Origin of the sequence: Streptomyces sp. NBC_00775, assembly GCF_036347135.1 — a bacterium.
Lineage (GTDB): Bacteria > Actinomycetota > Actinomycetes > Streptomycetales > Streptomycetaceae > Streptomyces > Streptomyces lutosisoli.
The window spans coordinates 5,563,412-5,583,877 of record NZ_CP108938.1 but is presented as its reverse complement, the minus strand read 5'-3'; the positions used below and the strand labels follow the sequence as shown (position 1 = coordinate 5,583,877).

Here is a 20,466-nt window from a genome sequence, read left to right as displayed (position 1 = left end):
GGCCGGTTCGACCCGCCCACTCGTGTTCCCGCGAAGGGCGTAGCCACCGGCCACCGGCCATCAGCGGGCCGGGGGTGAATCAGCGGCGGTAGCCGCGGTGGTCGCGGTCACGGTGGTCGCGGTCACGGTGGTCGCCGCGGTAGTCCCGGTCACCGCGGTAGTCCCGGTCACCGCGGTGGTCCCGGTGGTCGCGGTCACCGCGGTAGTCCCGGTGGTCGCGGTCACCGCGGTGGTCGCGGTCACCGTGGTCGCGGTCACGGTCGCTCCAGGAGAAGTCGTCGACGAAGCGGCCGCGGTCGTTGCGCAGGGTGGCCGTGTCGGAGTGGTTGTCCCAGAACTCGTGGCGACGGTCCTGGAACAGGTCGCTACGACTGTCACGGCCCTCACCGGTATGGACGCGGACGGTCGCCCGGCCGGCCAGGCGGTAGTAGTGGAAGGTGTAGGTGTGGCCGTCCTCGTCGGCCAGCGTCCACCCGTCCAGGTTCACGCCGTGGCGGCTGTTGTTGGTGATCTCCACCCACTCCTTGTTCAGGGAGCGGTTCGAGTCGTCGTTGCGGCGGCCCGGGACGTCGTACTGGACGTCGCTGATCTCCACGGTCGACCAGTGCGGGCTGTGGTCGGCCGCGGACGCCGGCAGCGTCACCGCCCCGACCAGGGCGCCGGCTGCCAGCGCGGCGGCGGCCAGACTGCGGGCGGTTACGATCTTGGAAACAGGCACAGGTTCTCCCTGCTCGGTGCACGCACAACCCCGCCTGCGGTCAGTCGACCGACGAGGTGTGCGGTATGCGGGTGGCGACCGGTCGGCCGCGCATCCACACCGTGGGCCCGATGTGCCGGTAATGCGAATAAGACGTGAACGACGTTACAAATCACGCACATTACTGTGACTCTCCCGTGTATCACCCATTTATGAACTATATGCACCAGTTTGACGCCTCGGTGCGACGGTGACCCGTGCGCCCGTTGACCCCGGACATTCGCCACCCTCGCAACGCCACCCCACCAACGCGTGCGACGCCAACCGAAAGTGGGTAACAAGCGCCGCCGCCCACCCCTCACCCCGGGCACTGCCGTCAAGACAAAAGCCAGAGGCCCCGTGGATTCCTCCACGGGGCCTCTGGCCTGCTGTGCACTCGGCAGGATTCGAACCTGCAACCCTCTGATCCGTAGGCGGGTGCAGCACCATCACGAACCGCTCGCCTGCTGGAATCTGTCGGCTCGTCCACCGATCACGGGCGTCCCACGGTGCGCGGTTGTACGCCTCTGTTGATGTCAGCTACTGGAGGTGCCGGGGCCCGTTTCTGATGTCCGTCGATCAGGTCGGCAGCGTGTGGGGTGGGTCAGGGGCAGCCGGGTCCGGTGGAGGGGTTGAAACAGGCGTTGGCGCCGGGGCCGGCGTCGTTGGTGTTGGTACCGGGGCCGCCGTAGAGGGCGTCGTTGCCGGGGCCGCCGAAGAGGGCGTCGTTGCCGTTGTTGCCGTTCAGCCTGTCGGCGCCGTTGCCACCCTCGATGCGGTCGTTGCCGTCACCGCCGGACAACGAGTCGCTGCCGTCGCCGCCGCAGATGAGGTCGTTGCCACCGCGGCCGTCGACCGCATCGCTGCCGCCGAGAGCGAAGATCACGTCATCGCCGGGAGTGCCGACCAGGACGTCGGGGCCGTTGGTGCCGGTGATGGTCGGCGTGGCGGTCGCGCAGGTGGGGGGGACCGGCTCGTAGGTGATGGTCACCTGGGCCGCTCCCGCTGCAGGTCCGGAGGTAGCTCCCGACGGGACGAGGTTCGACCCACCGCCGCCACCACCGGAACCTAGCGTGCCATTGGAGGCGATGGCGTTGCAGCCTCCGCCTCCGCCGCCTCCGAACCAGCCGCCGCCTCCGCCGCCTCCCCCGAAGCCGCTCCCGCCGGTGCCGGCGGCGCCGGCCGCACCGTTGGTGCCGCCGGTAGATGGGTTCGGCGAGCATGTGGCTCCGCCGGTGCCGCCGGTGGTCTGAGTACCTCCGCCACCGCCCACGCCGCCTTGCGGTCTGTCGCCGCCGGGCTGGCCGGTGTCTCCGGCGTCTCCGCCGGTGGAGTCAGGCCCGGAAATGGTGAAACCGCCGTGGCCGCCGCCTCCGCCGCCGCCCGCGACGATGAGGCGGGGGTCGGTGCCGGGGACGCCGGTCAGGACACAGCTGACGTTGGCCGAGCTGCAGGTGCGGACGTCGCTGGAACCGCCGCCGACACCGCCCGCTGCGACCCCGGTGACTGTGCCGCCGCCGGTGTCGACGTTCACGAACAGGGTGTTGCCCGGGGTGGCGGGGACGGTGCCGGTGACGGTGGCGCCGTTGCCGCCTGTGCCGCCGTTGCCCCCGTTCTGGCCCGCGGCACCTGTGGCGGTGACGGTCAGTTGGGTGACGCCGGCCGGGACGGTGAAGGGCTGGTCGGCGCCCGCGTTGAAGGTGACGGTCACGGGCACCGCCGCAGCAGCGGGCGTGGCCGTGGGCACCACCAGGGCCGCCGGCAGCGCCACCGTGGCGAGCAGGACGGCAGCACGCCTGGCCGGGCGCCTCCGCTCACCCGTGGCTCCAGCGCCACGTCGATGGAACATGGCATGTTGCAGGGTCGGTCTCACGAGGGAAACTCCTCGACAAAGAGCGCGGCACTCAGCACGCGCCACGGACGTCGGTTGGTGTTCAGGCCCCTGCCGGGACCGCCCGACGATCAAGCCACACCCGCCCTGTGCAGCCGTACAGACACACCGTCATACCGCCCGCGATCCACCGACCAGACGCTGCCCGACCCCGAACTCGGTCCTGTGATCCGTTGGCGCGTGCGGCACCGTCACGAACCGCTCGCCTGCTGGGATCTGTTGGCTTGTCCACCGATCGCAGGCGTGCCACCGTGCGCGGTTGTACGCCTCTGTTGACCTGAACCGGATGCTCACCATCCTGTGCCGTGACGCACGAGTGCGGCGGGTACGGGTGCACGACCTGCGGCACACATGCGCGTCCCTGCTGCTCGCTCAGGGCGTCGACGTCCGCACCATCATGGAGACGCTGGGCCACAGCACGATCACGATGACGCTGGACACGTACGCGCATGTGATGGGGACGGCCCTGCGGGCTGCGTCCGATCGGATGGACGACGTGTTGGGCCCCGACCTTTCGGAAGATGATCCGGAGGCGGAGAACGCGGCCTGATCGGCGATATCCGGGGGCGTTGATGTCACCCGGTGATGTCAAAGGCCCCGCCGGTTCAACCGGCGGGGCCTTTGAGCTGTGTGCACTCGGCAGGATTCGAACCTGCAACCTTCTGATCCGTAGTCAGATGCTCTATCCGTTAAGCTACGAGTGCTTGTTTTGTTTTTGTCCTGCTGTCCCGTTCCCTGGGCTTTCGGCCCGCTCGCGGCGACAGGAAGAACATTACATGACTGCCGCCGCCATGTGAAATCCGTTTGCCGCACCCCTTGTGAGCTGGGCAAACGCACTCCAGCGCCGGGTAACGCCGAAGCCCCGGTCCAGAGGGACCGGGGCTTCGGATCTTGACGCGGAGGCGGAGGGATTTGAACCCTCGATGGGCTTGAAGGCCCAAACCGCATTAGCAGTGCGGCGCCATAGACCGGACTAGGCGACGCCTCCCGCACAGCCGCTCGCGCGAGCGCGAGTGGTGCGTGCAGATGATGACACAGTCGAGCGCGGTGTCACCAATCGCCCCCCACGGTACTAGGCAGGCGGGCCGCAGAGCAAAGCCCGGATTCGACGGGACGGCGGGAGGGGGAGGAGGGGGACGCCGGGAGGGCGGACGGCGGGAGGGGGTGGTGGCCGGATCGTCGCGCAACCGTGCGGGGCGCGTGGCGTTAGGCAGGTCATGTTGCGCCGTCTCGTTCTCACCGCCGCCGCGTCCGCCACCGCCGCGCTGTCCGCCGTACCCGCCGCGTCCGGCGCGTCCGCCGCACCTATGTCGGGCAGCCCCGTGTCCGGCACCCCTATGTCCGGCAGCCCCATGGTCGGCACCCCCATCTCCCCCCTGATGCCCCCGCCGGCCCGCGACGAGGACTCCGGGGACCGGCTGACCGTGACCGTCCACGGCATGGGAAACGGTGCGGACGGGACGTACGAACTGCGGTGTCATCCCGGTGGCGGCAGTCACCCGGATGTGGACGGGGCCTGTCAGCAGTTGGACGGGAAGACCACCTGGGGCAAGGACCCCTTCGGTCCGGTGGCGCCGGGCACCATGTGCACGATGCTGTACGGCGGTCCGGCCACCGCGCATGTCACGGGGACCTGGGCGGGGCGCCCCGTGGACGCGCGGTTCGACCGCACGAACGGGTGCGAGATCTCGCGGTGGGACGCGCTGGTGCCGCTGCTGCCGGGCACCCGCGTGTAGCGAGGACAGAGGAAGACAGAGGAAGACAGAAGAAGGCAGAAGAAGGCGGGGAGGAGGACAGAGTGGAGTCACGGCTGCCTCACGGTGGTGCGGGGCAAAATGCGTGGTCACAGGTTCTACGTCTCTTCTGCGTCCTTTCCGCGTCACTTCCGCGTGCGACCTCCCTCTCATCCGGCGTCGCGAGCGCAACCTCTGCCCGTAGACTCCCTCGCGTGACACGCTGCGGGCCGGTTGGCAAGATGGCATCCGCGGTCGGCAAGGTGCGGTAACAGGGAGGAAGCGTCTCGTGAGCAGCAGGCCATCCCGAGGCGCTGCTCGCCTCGCAGCCATACTGGACGCGCTGCCCGATGCGTTGGTGCTGGTCAACGCCAATGGGACCGTCGTCAACGCCAACACCATCGCCCTGGAGGCCTTCGAGGCCCCGGGCACGGCTCTGGTGGGCCGGGGACTGCTCGATCTGCTGCCGCAGTTCGACTCCCGGCTGATCCCGGGATCTATGCGGCGGCCCGAGACCATCGACCAGAGCGGGCGGACCAAGCCGACCCGGATGATCGCGCGGCGGACCGACGGGACCGAGTTCCCGGTCGAGGTCACCAGTGCGAATCTCGAGAACGGCCAGCAGGCCTACGACAGCTACGGCCCCACCCCTGACGAGCTGCTCATGCTCGTCGTACGCGATCTGTCGGGCACCGTCGACACCGAGGCCGAACTCGCGCGTTCGCAACGCCAGACCGAGATGATCCTGCGCGCGGCGGCCGAGGGTGTCGTCGGGACGGACACCGAGGGGCGGGTTGTTCTGGTCAATCCGGCGGCCGCTCAGATACTCGGATACCGGGCCAGCGATCTCGGCGGCCAGGACCTGCACTCCCTCATCCTTCACTCGCGCGCGGACGGCGACGAGTTCGCGTACGAGGAGTCGCCGCTCGCCGACACCCTGCGCTCCGGGCGCAAGCACCGGGTGCGCGGGCAGGTGCTGTGGTCGAAGGCCGGGGACAAGGTGCCGGTCGACCTGACGACCGCGCCGGTGCGGGACGGGGACCAGCTCGTCGGCGCCGTCATGACCTTCACCGACCGGCGGCCGTACGACACCCTGGCCGAGGAGAAGGACGCCGAGGCCACCCGGCACGCCGACGAGCTCGCCCGGATCGCCGACGAGCACGCCGAGGAGCTCAAGGCGCTGCGCGAGACGCACGCGGCCGAGCTGGCCGAGGTGAGCGAGCAGCACGAGGAGGAACTCGCCGCCGGCGACGAGCGGTACGCGGCGCTCGGCGAGCGCGAGAAGGACCGCTACGAGGCGCTGACCGCGCGGCACGAGCAGCTGCTCGCCGTGCTCAGCCAGTCCCTGCGCGGACCGCTCGACCAGCTGCGCGGCGAACTCTCCAAGCTCGCCGCCGACGACGCCGGACAGCTGTGGCCCGAGGCCAACCAGGTGCTCCACCATCTCGCGGCCGGCTACTCGCGGATCACCACGCTCGTCGACAACGTCCTCGGCTATCAGCGGCTGGATTCGGGCGCGGAGGAAATCACCCGTACGAAGGTGATGCTCGACGCGGTCGTCGCCGCCGGTGTCGACGGGGCCGTCGAGCTCATCGGGCCCGGGCGCGTCCAGTTCGCCGTGCACGCGCCGCCCATCGAGGCCGAGGTCGACCCGAAGCGGCTGGCGAACGCCCTCGCGCATCTCATCGCCGATGTGGCAGGGGTCGACGCGACCGGCAACGCGCCCGTGTCGGCGGGCGGTTACATGGACAACACGGTCGTCGTGGCCGCCGCGCAGCGCGGTGAGGGCGTCCGTATCGAGGTGCGCGGGCCGTACGCCGGGGGAGACCCGGTGCACGAGCCGATCGTGCGCGGGATCGTGCGCGCGCACGGCGGTGTGCTGCAGACGCACGAGGTGCCGGGCATGAGCGGCAGCGCGTTCGTGCTGGAGGTGCCGATCGGCGGGGGCGCCGGGACGGTTCCGGCCACCGCGGCCGCGGACGCTCCCGGTTCCGAGCTCGCCCTTCCCGAGCAGGCCTCGCACCAGAGCGGCGGCAGGCGGCGGGCCCGGCGGTCCTCCGTGGACGCCTTCCTGGAGAGCGAGGTGGCGGGGGAGTCCGAGCCCGCGGCCACCGAGACCGGCGGGGCCGCTCCCACGGGGCGGCGTCGGCGGCGTACGGCCGATGAGCAGAACCCCGGCGAGGCGATGGTGCCCGCGCAGGGGTCCGCGGTCGAGGGCCCGGGTGACGGCGGTGGCTCCGGCGGTACCGGACGGCGGCGCGGACGGCCGAGTCCGGCCGAGGACGCGGGCGACGGTACGACGGGTGACATGACCGGCGAGGCGACCGGTGACGGCACCGGCGGTGTCTCCGAGGGCGCGGTCGTCATGGCGGGCGAGCATGCGGCCGGGACCGCGGCCGTGGGCACGGGGCTTGGCGGGACGGTGCCTCCGCAGGGGGTGCCGGTGCCCGCCGGGCGGCGTGCGCTGCGGGACGGCGAACAGCACGCGCTGCCGGCGGCGTTGCCCGCGGCGCCCAGTGCGCCCGTCGCCCCTGATGCGCAGGGGACGCAGGACGCCGGTGGCTCCGCGGACGCGGGGCAGCCGACCGGGCGTCGTCGGCGTGCGCTGGCCGCCGCGGCCGAGCGTGCCGCCGCCGCGCAGGAGACGGGCGCCCGTACGGTGTTCGCGCTGCCGCCCGCGGAGGCGGACCAGTCACCCGAGTACGTCCAGGCCCAGGCTCAGGCACAGGCTCAAGTCCAGGCCCAGGCCCGGGCTCAGCTCCAGCAGGCCGACGACGGCCGTCATGACGTGATGCTGCACGACCCGGCCGACGATCACACCCCGCCGCAGCCGCACCCCGTCTCCAACCCGACGGGACGGCGACGCGCCCGCCTCGCCCCAGGTCAGCCGGATACGGCGGGGACAACGGGGACACCCGCGCAGGGTGTTCCGGCGCAGGCGGTTCCTGCACAGGGCGTTCCGGCACAGGTCGTTCCCGCACAGGGCGTTCCCGCGCAGGCACCGCAGCCCCCTGCCGCCGCCCAGGCCACCCCGGCCCCCGCCCAAGCCCTGCCTCCGCAGCCGTGGCCGAACGCCAACACCAACGACACTTCCGGCGCGGGCACTCCGGCCCCCGCACAGCCGGTGGCCCCGGCGCAGCCCGCGCCGAGCGCTCCCGCCGCGGCTCAGCCCACCCCCGCCCCGGGCACCCCTCTCCCCCCTGAGCTCCCGGCGAAGCCGCGCGTCGCTCAGCCGCTGCCCGCCGAGGCCGCCGCCCCGGTCGACCCCAACTCGACGCAGGGCCGTGCCATAAGCGTGCGTACGCTCGGCCAGGGCGTCCCGTTCGCCCGCCAGCCCGGCGCCCAGGTTCAGCCCCAGTCCGCCACGCCTCCCCCGCACCAGACGAACGGTGGGGGCCGCCGCCGCAAGCTCGGTACGCCTCCCGAGCCCGCTGCCGAGCGCCCGGAGACGGAGGCCCGTCCGCACCCGCAGGCCGGCCAGGCCGCCACGGCGCCCGGACCCCGGCTGCCCGGAGCCACCGAGGGCGCCGGACGGTCGTACGCCATAGGAGCACCGGACGAGAACGCCGCCGAGGGCCCCGAGCCGCTCGACGGTCCCGGCGGCGCGGTCGAGGTCGCCGACCAGCCGCAGCCGCGGCCCCTGGACGACGAACTGCCCCCGGAGCCGCTGGACAACCCGCGGCGGCTGCTCGTGTGGCCGGCGCCCGACGTCACCACCCAGCAGGCGCTGAGCGATCGCGGCTACCGGCCCGTCATCGTGCACTCGCGCGAGGAGGTCGACGCGCAGATCGCCGCCTTCCCGGCCGCGCTCTTCGTCGACCCGCTGACCGGGCCGATCACGCGCACGGCGCTCCAGTCGCTGCGCCAGGCGGCCGTCGCGGCCGAGGTCCCCGTCCTCGTGACGGCGGGGCTCGGACAGGCGACGCGCGAGGCGGCGTACGGCGCCGATCCCGCCGTACTCCTGAAGGCCCTGGCGCCCCGGGACTCCGAGCAGCACCCGCCGCGCGTGCTGCTCATCGAGGAGCACGCGGAGATCGCGCTGGCGCTGACCGCGACGCTGGAGCGGCGCGGGATGCAGGTCGCGCGGGCGTCGACCGACGCGGACGCCGTCACGCTGGCCTCGCAGATGCGGCCGAACCTGGTCGTGATGGATCTGATGCAGGTACGGCGCCGGCACGCCGGAATCGTGGACTGGCTGCGCGCGAACGGGCAGTTGAACCGCACACCGCTCGTCGTCTACACGGCCGCCGTCGACCGGGCCGAACTGCCGCGCCTGGCCGCGGGGGAGACGGTGCTGTTCCTCGCCGAGCGCTCGACCAGCGCCGAGGTGCAGGACCGGATCGTCGACCTGTTGGCACGCATCGGCACCAACTAGGCCCGGTCAACCGGGTCCGGCCGACCCCGGGCCCGGCCGGCCAGGCCAGGCCCGGGGGCTTACCGGGCGGTGAGCCGTCGTGCCGCCGCCCGGACCGAGGCCCGTACCCGTTCGTTGTCCGTGTCCTCGCCGCCGACCAGGATGCGCCGCATCTGCGGCACGGCCGTGGACCAGCCCGCGAGCGCGAGCAGCATGAACAGCAGGTCGTTGGGCGGGATCTCGTCGCTGATGACGCCGCGGGCCTGCGCGTCGGCGATGGCGGCGGCCTTGCGGGCGTAGTGCTCCTGACGCTCGGCCTCGTCGGGGAGTTCGGCCGTGGCGTACTCGATGCCCTCCCAGAAGAAGAGCCTCAGCAGTTCGGGATGAGCGGCGTGGTAGTCCATCACCCGGTCCATCCAGCCCTCGATGTCGTCGCCGTCGACCGGGAGCGCTATGGCGAGGTCGAGCATCCGCCTCTCCAGGACGCGCGCGAACAGCTCCGCCTTGTTGCCGAAGTAGGCGTAGATCAGCTGCTTGTTCGCCTTGGCCTCGGCCGCGATGCGGTCGATACGGGCGCCCGCGATGCCGTACCGGGCGAATTCGGCGACCGCCGCCTCGAAGATCCGGGCCTTGGTGGCCTCGGGGTCCCTGACTTTCGCTGCCATGCGGACAGGGTAGCGGAATAAGTAACCAACCAGTTGGTTGACACTCCCGTGGGTGCGGGGCAGACTCGGCCTCCGCAGCCAACCAACCAGTTGGTTACATGGACAGCCGACCCCGATCCGCCCCGCAGCCAGCCCGCAGCCGGCCCGAAGGAGTCCCGCCGCTCATGCCGTCAGTCACCGAGGAGATCCCGGCGCCCCGCACCGGTGTCCGCCGACCGTCCGCCGCGCCGTCGCTCCCGCCCACCCTCCTCCTCACCCTCATCGCCCTGTGCACCGCCGTCACGGCCGCCAACATCTACCTCGCGGCCCCGCTGCTCCCCCTGATCGCCCACGACTTCGGCTCGGCGCCCTCGGCCGTGGCCTGGATCGCGTCGGTCGCGCAGTTCGGCTACGCGACCGGGCTGCTCTTCTTCGCCCCGCTCGGCGACACCGTGAACCGGCGCCGCCTGGTCGCCGCCCTCTCGCTCGTCACCACGGCGGCGCTGACCCTGGGCGCCTTCTCGGGCGGGACCACCACGCTGGCCGCCGCCGTCTTCGTCGCGGCCGCCGCCACCGTCGTACCGCAGCTGCTGGTGCCACTGGTCGCCGCGCGCGCCCCCGCGGACCGGCGGGCCCGGCACGTCGCCGCCATCATCGCCGGGCTCTTCACCGGGATCGTCGCGGCCCGCGTCCTCGGCGGGCTGATCGGCCAGGCCTTCGGCTGGCGGATCGTCTTCGTCGGTGCGGCGGTGCTGACCGCCGCGCTGGGGCTCGCGACCGCCTGGGCGCTCCCCACGGACTCCCGCCCCCGCACCGGCCCGCTGTTCGCGGGGCTCCGGGCCCTGCCGTCCGTCGTCCGCACCTCCCCGGACCTCTGGCGGGCGTGCCTGCGCCAGGCCGGGATGTACGGGGCGTGGAGCGCGCTGTGGACCTCGCTCGCGCTGCTGCTGACGGGCGACGGCGGGTACGGGCTGTCCACCGCGACGGCCGGGCTCTTCGGCCTCTTCGGCCTCACCGCGAGCGCGGTGGCACCGCTCGCGGGCGGGCTCGTCGACCGGTTCGGCGCCGCCAGGGTCGTACGGTCCGCGTATCTGCTCGCGGCCGTGTCCGTACCGCTGTTCTGGCTGGGCGGGAGCACGCTGTGGGCGCTCTGCGCGGCGGCGATCGTGGTCCACGCGGCCCTGGTGACCAGCCATGTCGCCAACCAGACCCTGGCGTTGACGACGACCTCGACCCCGGCGACCGCCAACACGGCTTATGTGGTGGCCGGTTTCGCGGGCGGCGCGCTCGCATCTGCGCTGGCGGGCAGCGCGTTCACCCAGTGGGGCTGGGGTGGCGTGTGCGCGGTGGCGGGGGTGTGGCTGCTTCTGGGGTGGACCACGACCTCCGTACGGCGTGGTCCGGGGCGGAACGCGAGGGCCACGGCGTCCGTACGGCGATGATCTGCGCGGACGACGGATGCGTACCGCGTACGACGGACACGGACAACGGACGCGGACGACGGACGCGGACGACGGACGCGGACGGCGGGGAGGTGCCCCGGGGGGTGCCCGGGGCGGGCTCCCCCCGTCGTCCGTGTGTCAGAGCTTCGTGACGTCCAGCTCGCCCTCCGCGTACTGCCTGCGGAGCACCTTCTTGTCGAACTTGCCGACACTCGTCTTCGGGACCGAGGGGATGATCGTCCAGCGCTCGGGGAGTTGCCACTTGGCGATCTTGCCCTCGTCGGCGAGGAAGGCGCGCAGCGACTCGAAGTCGGCGGCGGAGCCCTCCCTCAGGACGACGGTGGCCAGCGGCCGCTCGCCCCACTTGTCGTCGGGGACGGCGACGACGGCGGCCTCGGTGACATCCGGGTGGGACATGAGGGCGTTCTCCAGGTCCACGGACGAGATCCACTCGCCGCCCGACTTGATGACGTCCTTGGCGCGGTCGGTGAGGGTCAGGAAACCGTCGGCGCTGATGGTGCCGACGTCACCGGTCTTGAGCCAGCCGTCCTCGCTGAACTTGTCGGCGGGGCGCAGCGGTTCGGCGCCCTGGCCGCCGTAGTAGGCGCCCGCGATCCAGGGGCCGCGCACCTCCAGCTCACCCGCGGACTCGCCGTCCCAGGGGAGCCGTTCGCCGCCGGGGCCGGTGAGGCGGGCCTCGACGCCGGTCGGGAAGCGGCCCTGCGTCAGCCGGTACGCGAACTCCTCGTCCGTGCCCTCGGCGTGGGCCGGCGGCCGGGCGATGGTGCCGAGCGGTGAGGTCTCGGTCATGCCCCAGGCGTGACAGACCCGCATGCCCAGCTCGTCGAAGGCCGCCATGAGCGAGGGCGGACAGGCCGAGCCGCCGATCGTGACCTGGGTGAGGGAGGAGACATCGCGGGGCTTGGCGGTCAGCTCGGCGAGCAGGCCCTGCCAAATGGTGGGGACGGCGGCGGCGTGCGTCGGCCGCTCGCTCTCGATCATCTCGGCGAGCGGCGCGGGCTGGAGGAAACGGTCCGGCATCAGCATGTTGATGCCGGTCATGAAGGTCGCGTGCGGCAGACCCCAGGCGTTGACGTGGAACTGCGGGACCACGACGAGAGTCGTGTCGCGGTCGGTGAGACCCATCGACTGGGCCATGTTGACCTGCATGGAGTGCAGGTAGATCGAGCGGTGGGAGTAGACCACGCCCTTGGGGTCGCCGGTGGTCCCGGAGGTGTAACACATGGCCGCGGCCTGGCGTTCGTCGATCTCCGGCCAGTCGTACGTCGTCGGCTTCCCGGCGATCAGCTCCTCGTACTCGTGCACCCGCACCGACGCTCCGGCGAGCAGCGAACGGTCACCGGGGCCCGAGATCACCACGTGCTCGACGGTCGGCAGATGGGGGAGGAGCGGCGCGAGCAGCGGAAGCAGCGAGCCGTTGGCGATGATCACGCGGTCGGCGGCGTGGTTCACGATGAAGACGAGCTGCTCCGCGGGGAGGCGGAGGTTGAGCGTGTGCAGGACCGCGCCCATGGAGGGGATCGCGTAGTACGCCTCGACGTGCTCCGCGTTGTTCCACATCAGCGTCGCGACCCGCTCGTCGCCCGTCACCCCGAGGTCGTCGCGCAGGGCGCCCGCGAGCTGGGCCGCACGCTCCGCGGCCTCGCGGAAGCTGCGACGATGCGGCTCGCCCTCCCCGGTCCAGGTCGTGATCTGCGACGAACCGTGCACGAGCGCGCCATGTTCGAGAATGCGGGTCACAGTCAGCGGTACGTCCTGCATCGTGCTCAGCACGGCGTCCTCCCGGGGGCGACATTGCCTACGCGGTAGTAAGGGTTGCGCTGATTCTGCGCACATACCGCGCGGTATGTCACTAGGGCCCGTTGATCGATCACATCACGTTGCCAACGGGAACCTTTTCTGGCCCACCGGAAGGTGACCTGCCGGATGGTTGCCTACCGGACGAGTCCCAGCTCGGGGTCTTCGCGCAGCTTGCCCAGCGCACGCGACACCGCCGACTTGACCGTCCCCACGGAGACCCCGAGCACCTCCGCGGTCTGCGCCTCACTCAGGTCCTCGTAATACCGCAGAACGACCATCGCCCGCTGCCGCGTCGGCAACTTCGCGATCGCCCGCCACATCGCGTCGTGCAACGCCTGCTGCTCGGCGGGGTCCCCGGCGGACAGCCCCTCCGGCTCCGGCAGCTCGTCGCACGCGAACTCGTCGACCTTGCGCTTGCGCCACTGCGACGTCCGCGTGTTCAGCAGCGCCCGGCGCACATAGCCGTCCAGCGCCCGGTGGTCCTCGATCCGGTCCCAGGCGACATACGTCTTCGTCAGCGCGGTCTGCAGCAGGTCCTCGGCGTCGCTCGGGTTCGCGGTGAGCGACCGGGCCGTACGCAGCAGCACCGGCTGGCGGGCCTTCACATACGACGCGAACGAGGGATACGGCGCGTACGGAAGGGTTTTCACCGCCGGTGTCGCGGCGTTCGAAGCGCTCGTGCAGACGAGTGTGGTCATGGCTCCACGCTAGGTTCGCCGCCTCCTCTCGCGGATCGGCCGCAGGTCCCGAAGCGGTGTCCCCCTCAGGTTGTAGGAGTGGGGCTGACCCCACCTCCTGAGGGTGGACGAGCGGCGCCTGCACCCTGAGGGTTCATCCCTGAGAGACACCTACCGAGGCAGTACACCGGGGCAGTACACCGGACCACTGGGGGCTGCGCGCGGGACGTCCGAGGCCTGCACGCGGGACGGCCGAGGCCTGGTCGCCGGACCACGGGTAGCCGGTCGCGGGACCGCCGGGAGCCGGACCGCCGGGAGCCGGTCGCCGGACCGCCGGGAGCCGGTCGCGAGACCGCCGGGAGCTGGTCGCGAGACCGCCGAGGGGCGGCTGTACGCGGGACCGCTGGATCCTCCCGGACACGCTCCCGCCTTCTCACCCGTCCGCCCCGAGGATCAGCCCCGATGTGGGAACTCCGGTGCCCGCGGTGACGAGGACGCGGCCGGCTCCCGGTATCTGGTTCACGGACGTGCCCCGCAGCTGTCGCACCCCCTCCGCGATCCCGTTCATCCCGTGCAGATACGCCTCCCCGAGCTGTCCTCCGTGGGTGTTCAGCGGCAGCCGCTCCTCGGCGACGAAGTCCGCGGCCTCCCCCGGCTTGCAGAACCCGAACTCCTCCAGCTGCATCAGCACGAACGGCGTGAAGTGGTCGTACAGAATCCCCACGTCGATGTCCGCCGGACTCAGCCCCGCCGTCCGCCACAACTGCCGTGCCACCACGCCCATCTCCGGCAGCCCCGTCAGATCGTCCCGGTAGAAGCTCGTCATCTGCTCCTGCGCCCGGCCCGCTCCCTGGGCGGCGGCCGTGATCACCGCGGGCGGATGCGGCAGATCGCGGGCCCGCTCCACGGACGTGACGACGATCGCCTGGCCGCCGTCCGTCTCCTGGCAGCAGTCCAGCAACCGCAGGGGCTCGACGATCCACCGCGAGGCCGCGTGCTCGGCGAGGGTGATCGGTCTGCCGTGGAAGTACGCCGCCGGGTTCGTCGCCGCGTACTTCCGGTCCACCACGGCGACATGGCCGAACGCCTCGGGTGTCAGTCCATAGGTGTGCAGATACCGCTGGGCCGCCATCGCCACCCAGGAGGCCGGCGTGAGCAGCCCGAACGGCAGGGACCAGCCCAGCGCCGCCCCCTCCGCCGACGGCTCCCGCCGCTGCACCCCGGAACCGAATCTCCTGCCCGACCGCTCGTTGAACGCCCGGTAGCAGACCACCACCTCTGCCACTCCGGTCGCCACCGCGAGCGCCGCCTGCTGGACCGTCGCGCAGGCCGCGCCGCCCCCGTAGTGGATTCGCGAGAAGAACGACAGCTCCCCCATTCCGGCCGCCTGGGCGACGGTGATCTCCGGGCTGGTGTCCATCGTGAACGTGACCATCCCGTCCACGTCCCCCGGCTTCAGCCCGGCGTCGTCGAGCGCGGCCCGCACCGCCTCCACCGCCAGCCGCAGCTCACTGCGCCCGGAGTCCTTGGAGAACTCGGTGGCCCCGATCCCCACGACCGCCGCCGCTCCGCCGAGGCTGTCCCTCGTCCGTACGCTCATCGGGCACCCCCGGACGGCACGGTGACCGTCACCGTCCCGGTCACATGTCTGCCGATGCCGTTCGCCCCGATCACCCGCACCGTCGCCGTGTCGCCCTCGACCGCCTCGACCGAGCCGGTCAACACCATGGTGTCGCCCGGGTAGTTGGGTGCGCCCAGGCGTATGGCCACCTTGCGAAGCACCGCGTCCGGTCCGAGGCAGTCGGTGATGTACCTCCCGACCAGGCCGTTGGTGGTCAGGATGTTCATGAAGATGTCGGGGGAACCCTTCTGCCGTGCCAGCTCCGCGTCGTGGTGCACGTCCTGGTAGTCCCGTGACGCGATCGCCCCGGCCACGATCAGCGTGCGCGTGACCTCGATCTCCAGCGGCGGCAGTGCGTCGCCGACTCTCATGTCTCCACCTCCCCGCTCACGATCAACTCCCCCAATTCCTGAAGCACTTCGCTCCCGCACCCCAGATACGCGTCCAGCTGCCGCCCCCAGAGAAAATGCCGGTGCACGGGGTGTTCCAGATCGGCTCCCGTCCCGCCGTGCAGATGCTGGCCCGTGTGCACCACCCGCTGTCCCGCCTCGGACGCCCACCAGGCGGCGGTCAGCGCGTGCGTCGCGTACGCCAGCCCCTCGTCGCGGCGCCATGCCGCCTCGTACGCCGTCACCCGTATCGCCTCGGTGTCCATGTACGCGTCGGCCGCACGGAGTTGGACGCCCTGCTTGGCGGCGAGCGGCCGCCCGAACTGCTCCCGCGTGTTCGTGTACTCCACGGCCCGCGCCAGCGACCCCGCGCACACCCCGGCCTGCAGTCCGGCGAAGGCGGTACGGGCGGTGGCGAGTATGTCGTCGTAGGCGTCCTGGGGAGCCTGCTCCTCCTCGCCCGTGTCCACCTCGCCCGTGTCCAACTCGCCCGGCCCCACCTCGTCCGGATCCACCTCGGCATATCGCTCGCCCGGCGGCCCACCAAGCCGCTCACCAGGTGTCCCGTCGAGCGTCAGCCGCCCCGCCGACCAGGGCGCCGTCAGCTCCACCGGCTCGCATGCCGCCTCGGCGGTCCGCACCAGCCAGAGCCGGTGCCGGTCGTCCGCGACGAGCACATGGGTGGCGTCCCGCAGCCAGGGAACCACGGGGACGACACCGCTCAACCGTCCCGGCGCTCCCTCCCGGACGGCACCCGGCCCGGACACCGCCCCGCTCACCACCACCGCGCCGTCCCCGATCGCCGGCAGCAGCCGCTCCCGCTGCTCTGGTGAACCGTGGGCCGTCACCGCCAGGAGCCCGTACACACAGCTCGCCGCGAACGGAACCTGGGCCGTGGTGCGCCCCTGTTCCTCCAGGAGGAGCACCAGGCCGAGGAGCCCTATGTCCGCCACGGCCGCCACGAGCCCGGCCGCGCACAGCTCCTTCCACAGCTCGGCGTCGCTGCCGGTCCCCGCGGCGGCGAGCCGCTCGTGCGTGGAGAGGTCGCCGAAGATCCGTGCGGCGAGATCACGGGCGGCCGCCTGCTCCTCGGTCGGCGTGAAGTCCATCTCAGCTCCCCCCGCCACCGGTCTCACCGGCCCGGAAGACGGGCAGCACCAACTCCTCGTCGTACCGCACGAATTGGAGCCGCACGGGCATCCCGATCCGCACCTTGTCGTAGGGCACCCCGATCACATTGCTCACGATCCGCACGCCCTCCGCCAGCTCGATCAGGCCGACCGCGTAGGGACCTGCCGCATGGGGACCCGCCGCGTGGGCGGCGTGATCAGATTCCGTGAAGGCAGGGAAGGGCGGATGGTGCATGACGACGTACGAGTAGACGGTCCCTTCGCCGCTCGCCTCGACCGTGTCCCACTCCAGACAGCCACACCCGTTGCACCCCGGCAGCCAGGGGAATCTCAGCTCCCGGCAGCCCGTGCACCGCTGGATCAGCAGCCGGTGCCGCTCGACGCCCTCCCAGAACCCGGCGTTGTCCCTGTTGACGACCGGGCGCGGGCGCCTGCTCCTCGGCTCCGCCTGCTCCCTCGGCTGTTTGGGCTTCCGTCGCGCCGGCGCGTACTTGAGGATCCGGAACCGGTGCGTACCGGCGAGCTCGCCCCCCGCCCGTACATCCATCCGCGTCGTGACGAAGTGCCCCGTGCCCAGCTTGGTCGTCTTGCGTTCGGAGACCGACTCGATCACCGCGTCGAAGGTGATCTCGTCCCCCGGGCGCAGCGGACGCGCATACTCCTGCTCGCAGTCGGTGGCGACCACCGAGGTGTACCCGGCGTCGTCGAGCAGCCCGAGCAGCTCGTCGAACGCGTCCGAGCGGCCCGTGTGTCCGGAGAGGCCGCCCATGGTCCATGCCTGGAGCATGGTGGGCGGTGCCACGGCGTCCGGCCCCTCGTACGCCGGATTGGTGTCGCCCATCGCCTCGCACCAGTGCCGGATCATCGGCTCGTTGACCGGGTCCTTGCCCACGCCCGCGACAGCGGCAGCGCGCCCCTCGTACGCCTTCAGCCGCAGCCCCAGCGCGTCCGGTTCCATCGGTTTCATCGTTTCCATCGGTTCGTCACTCACCGCCGCCCCCTCTTCATCCCGAGCCGCATGGTCGCCACGATCTCCCGCTGCACCTCGCTCACCCCGCCCCCGAATGTGTTGATCTGCGCCGCCCTGTTCATCCGCTCCAGCTCGCCGTCCCCGAACACCCCCGGTGAGCCGGAGCGGACCAGTGCGTCCGCTCCCACAATTTCCTGACACATTCGGTACACCGCGACCGCGGATTCGGTTCCCACGACTTTCACGCCGCTCGCGTCGCCGGGCGCCAGCCGACCGGCCCCCACATCCCCCACCAAACGCCAGTTGAGCAGGCGTGATGCCGCCAGTCGGGCATGTACTTCGGCCAGTCGGAACCGCACCCACGGCTCGTCAATCCGACGCCGACCATTCACCGGATCAGGTGTACGAGCCGCCTCCAGCGCGGCCGCGTAGTAGTCCTCGGCCTGCATCCCGATCGCGGCGAGCGCGACCCGCTCGTGGTTGAGCTGGTTGGTGATGAGCCCCCAGCCGCCGTTCTCCTCGCCGACGAGGTTCCCGGCGGGGACGCGGATCCCGTCGTAATACGTGGCCGTGGTCGTCAGCCCGCCCACCGTCTCGATCGGCGTCCAGGAGAAGCCGGGCGCGTCCGTGGGCACGAGGAGGATCGAGATGCCCTGGTGCTTGGGCGCGTCCGGGTCGGTGCGGCAGGCGAGCCAGATCCAGTCGGCGTTCTGGGCGTTGGAGGTGAAGATCTTCTGCCCGTCGATCCGCCAGTGCCCGCCCTCGGCGTCCCCCGGACCGGAGGTCTCCCCGCCGTCGCGCACGGCACGCGTCCGCAGGGAGGCGAGGTCCGTCCCCGCCGAGGGCTCCGAGTACCCGATGGCGAAGACGAGGTCCCCGCTCAGGATGCGCGGCAGGAAGAACTCCTTCTGCTCCTCGCTCCCGTACTTCATGAGTGTCGGCCCGACGGTGTTCAGCGTGACCATGGACACCGGCGCGCCGGCCCGGTAGGCCTCGTCGAAGAACACGAACTGCTCGTCCGCGCCGCGCCCTTGGCCTCCGTACGCGACCGGCCAGCCGAGTCCGAGCAGCCCGTCGGCGCCGATGCGGCGCAGCAGGACGCGCTGCCGCCCGGGATCGCCGGCGGGCGGCGGTCCGTCGGGCATCAGGTCCCGGAAGTACGCACGGAGCTCCGCGCGCAGCCGTTGCTGGCGCTCGGTGGGGGCGAGGTGCACGGCGGCGGCCCTCCCGGACTTCGTACGAACAAGGGTTTCTGACTGTCCGTCAGATACCGTCCACTGTCAAGGTCACCGGAGCCGTGACGGGCCCTCCCGAGGGTCGGGACCGGAGCCGCCACGGACCCTCCGGAGAACCGGCGCCGAAGCCGTCGGAGGCGCACCGAAAACGCGTCTGCGCGACGGCACCGAAGCACCGCCGCGCAGACGCGTTACCACCCCACAGAGCGCAACCCCACACGGGAGTTTCCGGGCCGATGTGAGCGCATCGGCCCCCGGCTCACCAGAGGTTGGTGAAGTTGACGACGGCGTTGTCCTGGTCGATGGCCGTGAACCCCGAGCCGTTCACCTGGGCCGTGTTGTTCTGGTTCGAGGCGCCGGAGCCGACCGCCTGCTGCTGGGTAGTGGAGGAGTTCCCGTTGTTGTTGTGTCCGACGCCGCTGCCGACGATGGACGCCACGCCCGCGTTCGATCCGTCGTCCGCGAAGGCGCCGTTGTCTGCCGTCGCGACACCCGAGAAGAGGGCGGCCGCGAGGGGCAGGGCCGCGACGGCGGCGAGGACGCGGGCGGTACGGATGCTTGCCATGTGAATTCCTCCAGAACCGGTTGTACGCACCGGCGGTGAACCGGGATGTACGTGAAATCAGGCTTGTTCCCAGGCAGTTGGCCGACTGCCTCGGCGTTGTTCACGACGTCGCGAGTCCAGAGTTGCCCACAGAATCCCCGGCGAACCACCCCGGAAGCCGCGATTCCCCCTCAAGCGTGAGGACATGTCGATAAACCCCCTTCACGCCCATAAACTCCCTGCTCAGCCCTGGCCGGGCGACTCAATCCCAGTCACCGCAAGGGCTGAAGCGTTCCGGCACATTTTCGGCCAATCCCACCCTTCGCCCACCCCGCGCCCTCGTGTGTCCGGCGAACCCTTCCCTTTTTCGAACACTCGTACGAACATGGATGCATGGCCACCATCGACCGGCAGGCCACCACCCTGGCCCTGGCCCACGCCCTGTCCGCAGCCGAGCGCGGACTGGCGGTGATCCCGCTGTCCCGAACGAAGCTCCCGGCCCTGCGCTCCCCCCATCGCGACGACCCCGAACCCTCCCCCTGCCACGGCGAATGCGGCCGCTTCGGACACGGCGTGTACGACGCCTCGACCGACCCCCGGCGCATCCGCGAGCTCTTCGCCGCCGCCCCCTGGGCCACCGGCTACGGCATCGCCTGCGGACTGCATCCGCACCACCTCATCGGCATCGACCTCGACACCAAATCCGGTACGGACTCCTCGGCGGCCCTCCGTGAACTGGCCCTGCGCCACCTGTTCACGATCCCGGCGACCGTGGTCGTCCTCACCCCCAGCGGCGGCCGCCACCTGTGGCTGAGCGGACCGCCGGACGTCGTCGTCCCCAACTCGGCGAGCCGGCTGGCCCCCGGGATCGACATCCGCGGCGCCGGCGGCTACCTCGTCGGCCCCGGCTCCCGCACCGAACACGGCGTGTACGAAACGGCTCCGGGCACCGCGCAGCTGGCGCCCGCGCCCTGCCCGCGCGAACTGCTGCGCCTGCTCACGCCCCCTCCCCGTACGCACCACCCCACGCCCCCCGCGACCGGCCAACACGGCCAGGGGCTCGTCCAGTTCGTGCTCGCCGCCCACGCGGGGCAGCGCAACACCCGCCTCTTCTGGGCCGCCTGCCGCGCCTACGAGAACGGCATCGGCCTCCAACTGACCGAACCCCTCGTCGAAGCCGCCGTCCGCACGGGCCTCACCGAACGCGAGGCCCGCTCGACGATCGCGTCGGCGGCCCGCATGACGAACCGGTCGCCCAGTTGAAGCACCGTGCCCGCCA

Annotated in this window: 16 protein-coding genes and 2 tRNA genes; 5 read left to right on the top strand and 13 right to left on the bottom strand. The window is 71.6% G+C overall.

Annotated features, from left to right (window positions below; translation table 11 throughout):
• Positions 1-79: 79 nt before the first annotated feature.
• Together OIC96_RS24860 and OIC96_RS24855 are read right to left on the bottom strand one after the other, a co-directional pair.
• Positions 80-718 (bottom strand): lamin tail domain-containing protein, encoded by a 639-nt coding sequence (locus tag OIC96_RS24860; protein WP_406501787.1) that lies wholly within the window; start codon positions 716-718, stop codon positions 80-82.
• Positions 719-1,340: 622 nt separating this feature from the next.
• Positions 1,341-2,585 (bottom strand): calcium-binding protein, encoded by a 1,245-nt coding sequence (locus tag OIC96_RS24855; protein ID WP_330305720.1) that lies wholly within the window; start codon positions 2,583-2,585, stop codon positions 1,341-1,343.
• 301 nt (positions 2,586-2,886) lie between these two features.
• Between OIC96_RS24855 and OIC96_RS24850 the strand changes: the two genes are divergently transcribed.
• Positions 2,887-3,177 carry a tyrosine-type recombinase/integrase gene (locus OIC96_RS24850; protein ID WP_330305721.1) on the top strand — a complete coding sequence of 97 codons (291 nt, stop codon included), beginning with the start codon at positions 2,887-2,889 and terminating at the stop codon, positions 3,175-3,177.
• 81 nt (positions 3,178-3,258) lie between these two features.
• Here the strand turns inward: OIC96_RS24850 and OIC96_RS24845 are convergent.
• Positions 3,259-3,331 (bottom strand) — tRNA-Arg (locus OIC96_RS24845).
• A gap of 193 nt (positions 3,332-3,524) precedes the next feature.
• Positions 3,525-3,615: transfer RNA gene (locus tag OIC96_RS24840), tRNA-Ser, on the bottom strand.
• Positions 3,616-3,844: 229 nt separating this feature from the next.
• Between OIC96_RS24840 and OIC96_RS24835 the strand changes: the two genes are divergently transcribed.
• Together OIC96_RS24835 and OIC96_RS24830 are read left to right on the top strand one after the other, a co-directional pair.
• Complete coding sequence (locus OIC96_RS24835; protein ID WP_330305722.1) at positions 3,845-4,363, top strand: SSI family serine proteinase inhibitor; 519 nt, start codon at positions 3,845-3,847, stop codon at positions 4,361-4,363.
• Between the two features lie 286 nt (positions 4,364-4,649).
• Positions 4,650-8,735: a PAS domain-containing protein gene (locus tag OIC96_RS24830; RefSeq protein WP_330305723.1), complete on the top strand. Its 4,086-nt coding sequence runs from the start codon at positions 4,650-4,652 to the stop codon at positions 8,733-8,735.
• 59 nt (positions 8,736-8,794) lie between these two features.
• Here OIC96_RS24830 and OIC96_RS24825 read toward each other — a convergent pair whose 3' ends face one another.
• On the bottom strand, positions 8,795-9,379 hold the full coding sequence (locus tag OIC96_RS24825; protein WP_330305724.1) for a TetR family transcriptional regulator: 585 nt from the start codon (positions 9,377-9,379) through the stop codon (positions 8,795-8,797).
• 164 nt (positions 9,380-9,543) lie between these two features.
• Here OIC96_RS24825 and OIC96_RS24820 point away from each other — a divergent pair, with 164 nt between their 5' ends.
• On the top strand, positions 9,544-10,800 hold the full coding sequence (locus OIC96_RS24820; protein ID WP_330305725.1) for an MFS transporter: 1,257 nt from the start codon (positions 9,544-9,546) through the stop codon (positions 10,798-10,800).
• Positions 10,801-10,938: 138 nt separating this feature from the next.
• On the opposite strand, the gene OIC96_RS24815 is transcribed toward OIC96_RS24820, so the two are convergent.
• From OIC96_RS24815 to OIC96_RS24780, 8 genes are all read right to left on the bottom strand, one after another.
• Positions 10,939-12,582, bottom strand: a complete 1,644-nt coding sequence (locus OIC96_RS24815) for a long-chain fatty acid--CoA ligase (protein WP_330310187.1) — start codon at positions 12,580-12,582, stop codon at positions 10,939-10,941.
• A 173-nt stretch (positions 12,583-12,755) separates the two neighbouring features.
• A complete protein-coding gene (locus tag OIC96_RS24810) occupies positions 12,756-13,319 on the bottom strand; it encodes a SigE family RNA polymerase sigma factor (RefSeq protein WP_327429984.1) in 564 nt (187 codons plus the stop codon).
• A gap of 412 nt (positions 13,320-13,731) precedes the next feature.
• Entirely contained in the window at positions 13,732-14,898 is a 1,167-nt protein-coding gene (locus OIC96_RS24805; RefSeq protein WP_330305726.1) for a lipid-transfer protein, read from the bottom strand.
• Positions 14,895-15,290, bottom strand: coding sequence for a MaoC family dehydratase (locus OIC96_RS24800; protein WP_330305727.1), 396 nt, complete (start codon positions 15,288-15,290; stop codon positions 14,895-14,897). Before OIC96_RS24800 ends, OIC96_RS24805 begins: the two co-directional genes overlap by 4 nt.
• The gene (locus OIC96_RS24795; RefSeq protein WP_330305728.1) at positions 15,287-16,417 is read right to left on the bottom strand and encodes an acyl-CoA dehydrogenase family protein; all 1,131 of its coding nucleotides are present in this window, start codon (positions 16,415-16,417) and stop codon (positions 15,287-15,289) included. Before OIC96_RS24795 ends, OIC96_RS24800 begins: the two co-directional genes overlap by 4 nt.
• Position 16,418: 1 nt before the next feature.
• Entirely contained in the window at positions 16,419-17,396 is a 978-nt protein-coding gene (locus tag OIC96_RS24790) for a bifunctional MaoC family dehydratase N-terminal/OB-fold nucleic acid binding domain-containing protein (protein WP_330305729.1), read from the bottom strand.
• A 29-nt stretch (positions 17,397-17,425) separates the two neighbouring features.
• Positions 17,426-18,622: an acyl-CoA dehydrogenase family protein gene (locus OIC96_RS24785; RefSeq protein ID WP_330305730.1), complete on the bottom strand. Its 1,197-nt coding sequence runs from the start codon at positions 18,620-18,622 to the stop codon at positions 17,426-17,428.
• A 280-nt stretch (positions 18,623-18,902) separates the two neighbouring features.
• Positions 18,903-19,208: a hypothetical protein gene (locus OIC96_RS24780; protein WP_330305731.1), complete on the bottom strand. Its 306-nt coding sequence runs from the start codon at positions 19,206-19,208 to the stop codon at positions 18,903-18,905.
• Positions 19,209-19,580: 372 nt separating this feature from the next.
• Between OIC96_RS24780 and OIC96_RS24775 the strand changes: the two genes are divergently transcribed.
• Positions 19,581-20,450 (top strand): bifunctional DNA primase/polymerase, encoded by an 870-nt coding sequence (locus tag OIC96_RS24775; RefSeq protein ID WP_330305732.1) that lies wholly within the window; start codon positions 19,581-19,583, stop codon positions 20,448-20,450.
• Positions 20,451-20,466 lie beyond the last annotated feature (16 nt).

Excerpts from the sequence above, each read along its gene's own strand:
- OIC96_RS24810 (WP_327429984.1), bottom strand. The coding sequence starts at position 13,319 with ATGACCACACTCGTCTGCACGAGCGCTTCGAACGCCGCGACACCGGCG.
- OIC96_RS24855 (WP_330305720.1), bottom strand. The coding sequence starts at position 2,585 with ATGTTCCATCGACGTGGCGCTGGAGCCACGGGTGAGCGGAGGCGCCCG.
- OIC96_RS24805 (WP_330305726.1), bottom strand. The coding sequence starts at position 14,898 with ATGAGCGTACGGACGAGGGACAGCCTCGGCGGAGCGGCGGCGGTCGTG.
- OIC96_RS24820 (WP_330305725.1), top strand. The coding sequence starts at position 9,544 with ATGCCGTCAGTCACCGAGGAGATCCCGGCGCCCCGCACCGGTGTCCGC.
- OIC96_RS24800 (WP_330305727.1), bottom strand. The coding sequence starts at position 15,290 with ATGAGAGTCGGCGACGCACTGCCGCCGCTGGAGATCGAGGTCACGCGC.
- OIC96_RS24795 (WP_330305728.1), bottom strand. The coding sequence starts at position 16,417 with ATGGACTTCACGCCGACCGAGGAGCAGGCGGCCGCCCGTGATCTCGCC.
- OIC96_RS24775 (WP_330305732.1), top strand. The coding sequence starts at position 19,581 with ATGGCCACCATCGACCGGCAGGCCACCACCCTGGCCCTGGCCCACGCC.
- OIC96_RS24825 (WP_330305724.1), bottom strand. The coding sequence starts at position 9,379 with ATGGCAGCGAAAGTCAGGGACCCCGAGGCCACCAAGGCCCGGATCTTC.
- OIC96_RS24790 (WP_330305729.1), bottom strand. The coding sequence starts at position 17,396 with ATGGAACCGGACGCGCTGGGGCTGCGGCTGAAGGCGTACGAGGGGCGC.
- OIC96_RS24780 (WP_330305731.1), bottom strand. The coding sequence starts at position 19,208 with ATGGCAAGCATCCGTACCGCCCGCGTCCTCGCCGCCGTCGCGGCCCTG.
- OIC96_RS24815 (WP_330310187.1), bottom strand. The coding sequence starts at position 12,582 with ATGCAGGACGTACCGCTGACTGTGACCCGCATTCTCGAACATGGCGCG.
- OIC96_RS24835 (WP_330305722.1), top strand. The coding sequence starts at position 3,845 with ATGTTGCGCCGTCTCGTTCTCACCGCCGCCGCGTCCGCCACCGCCGCG.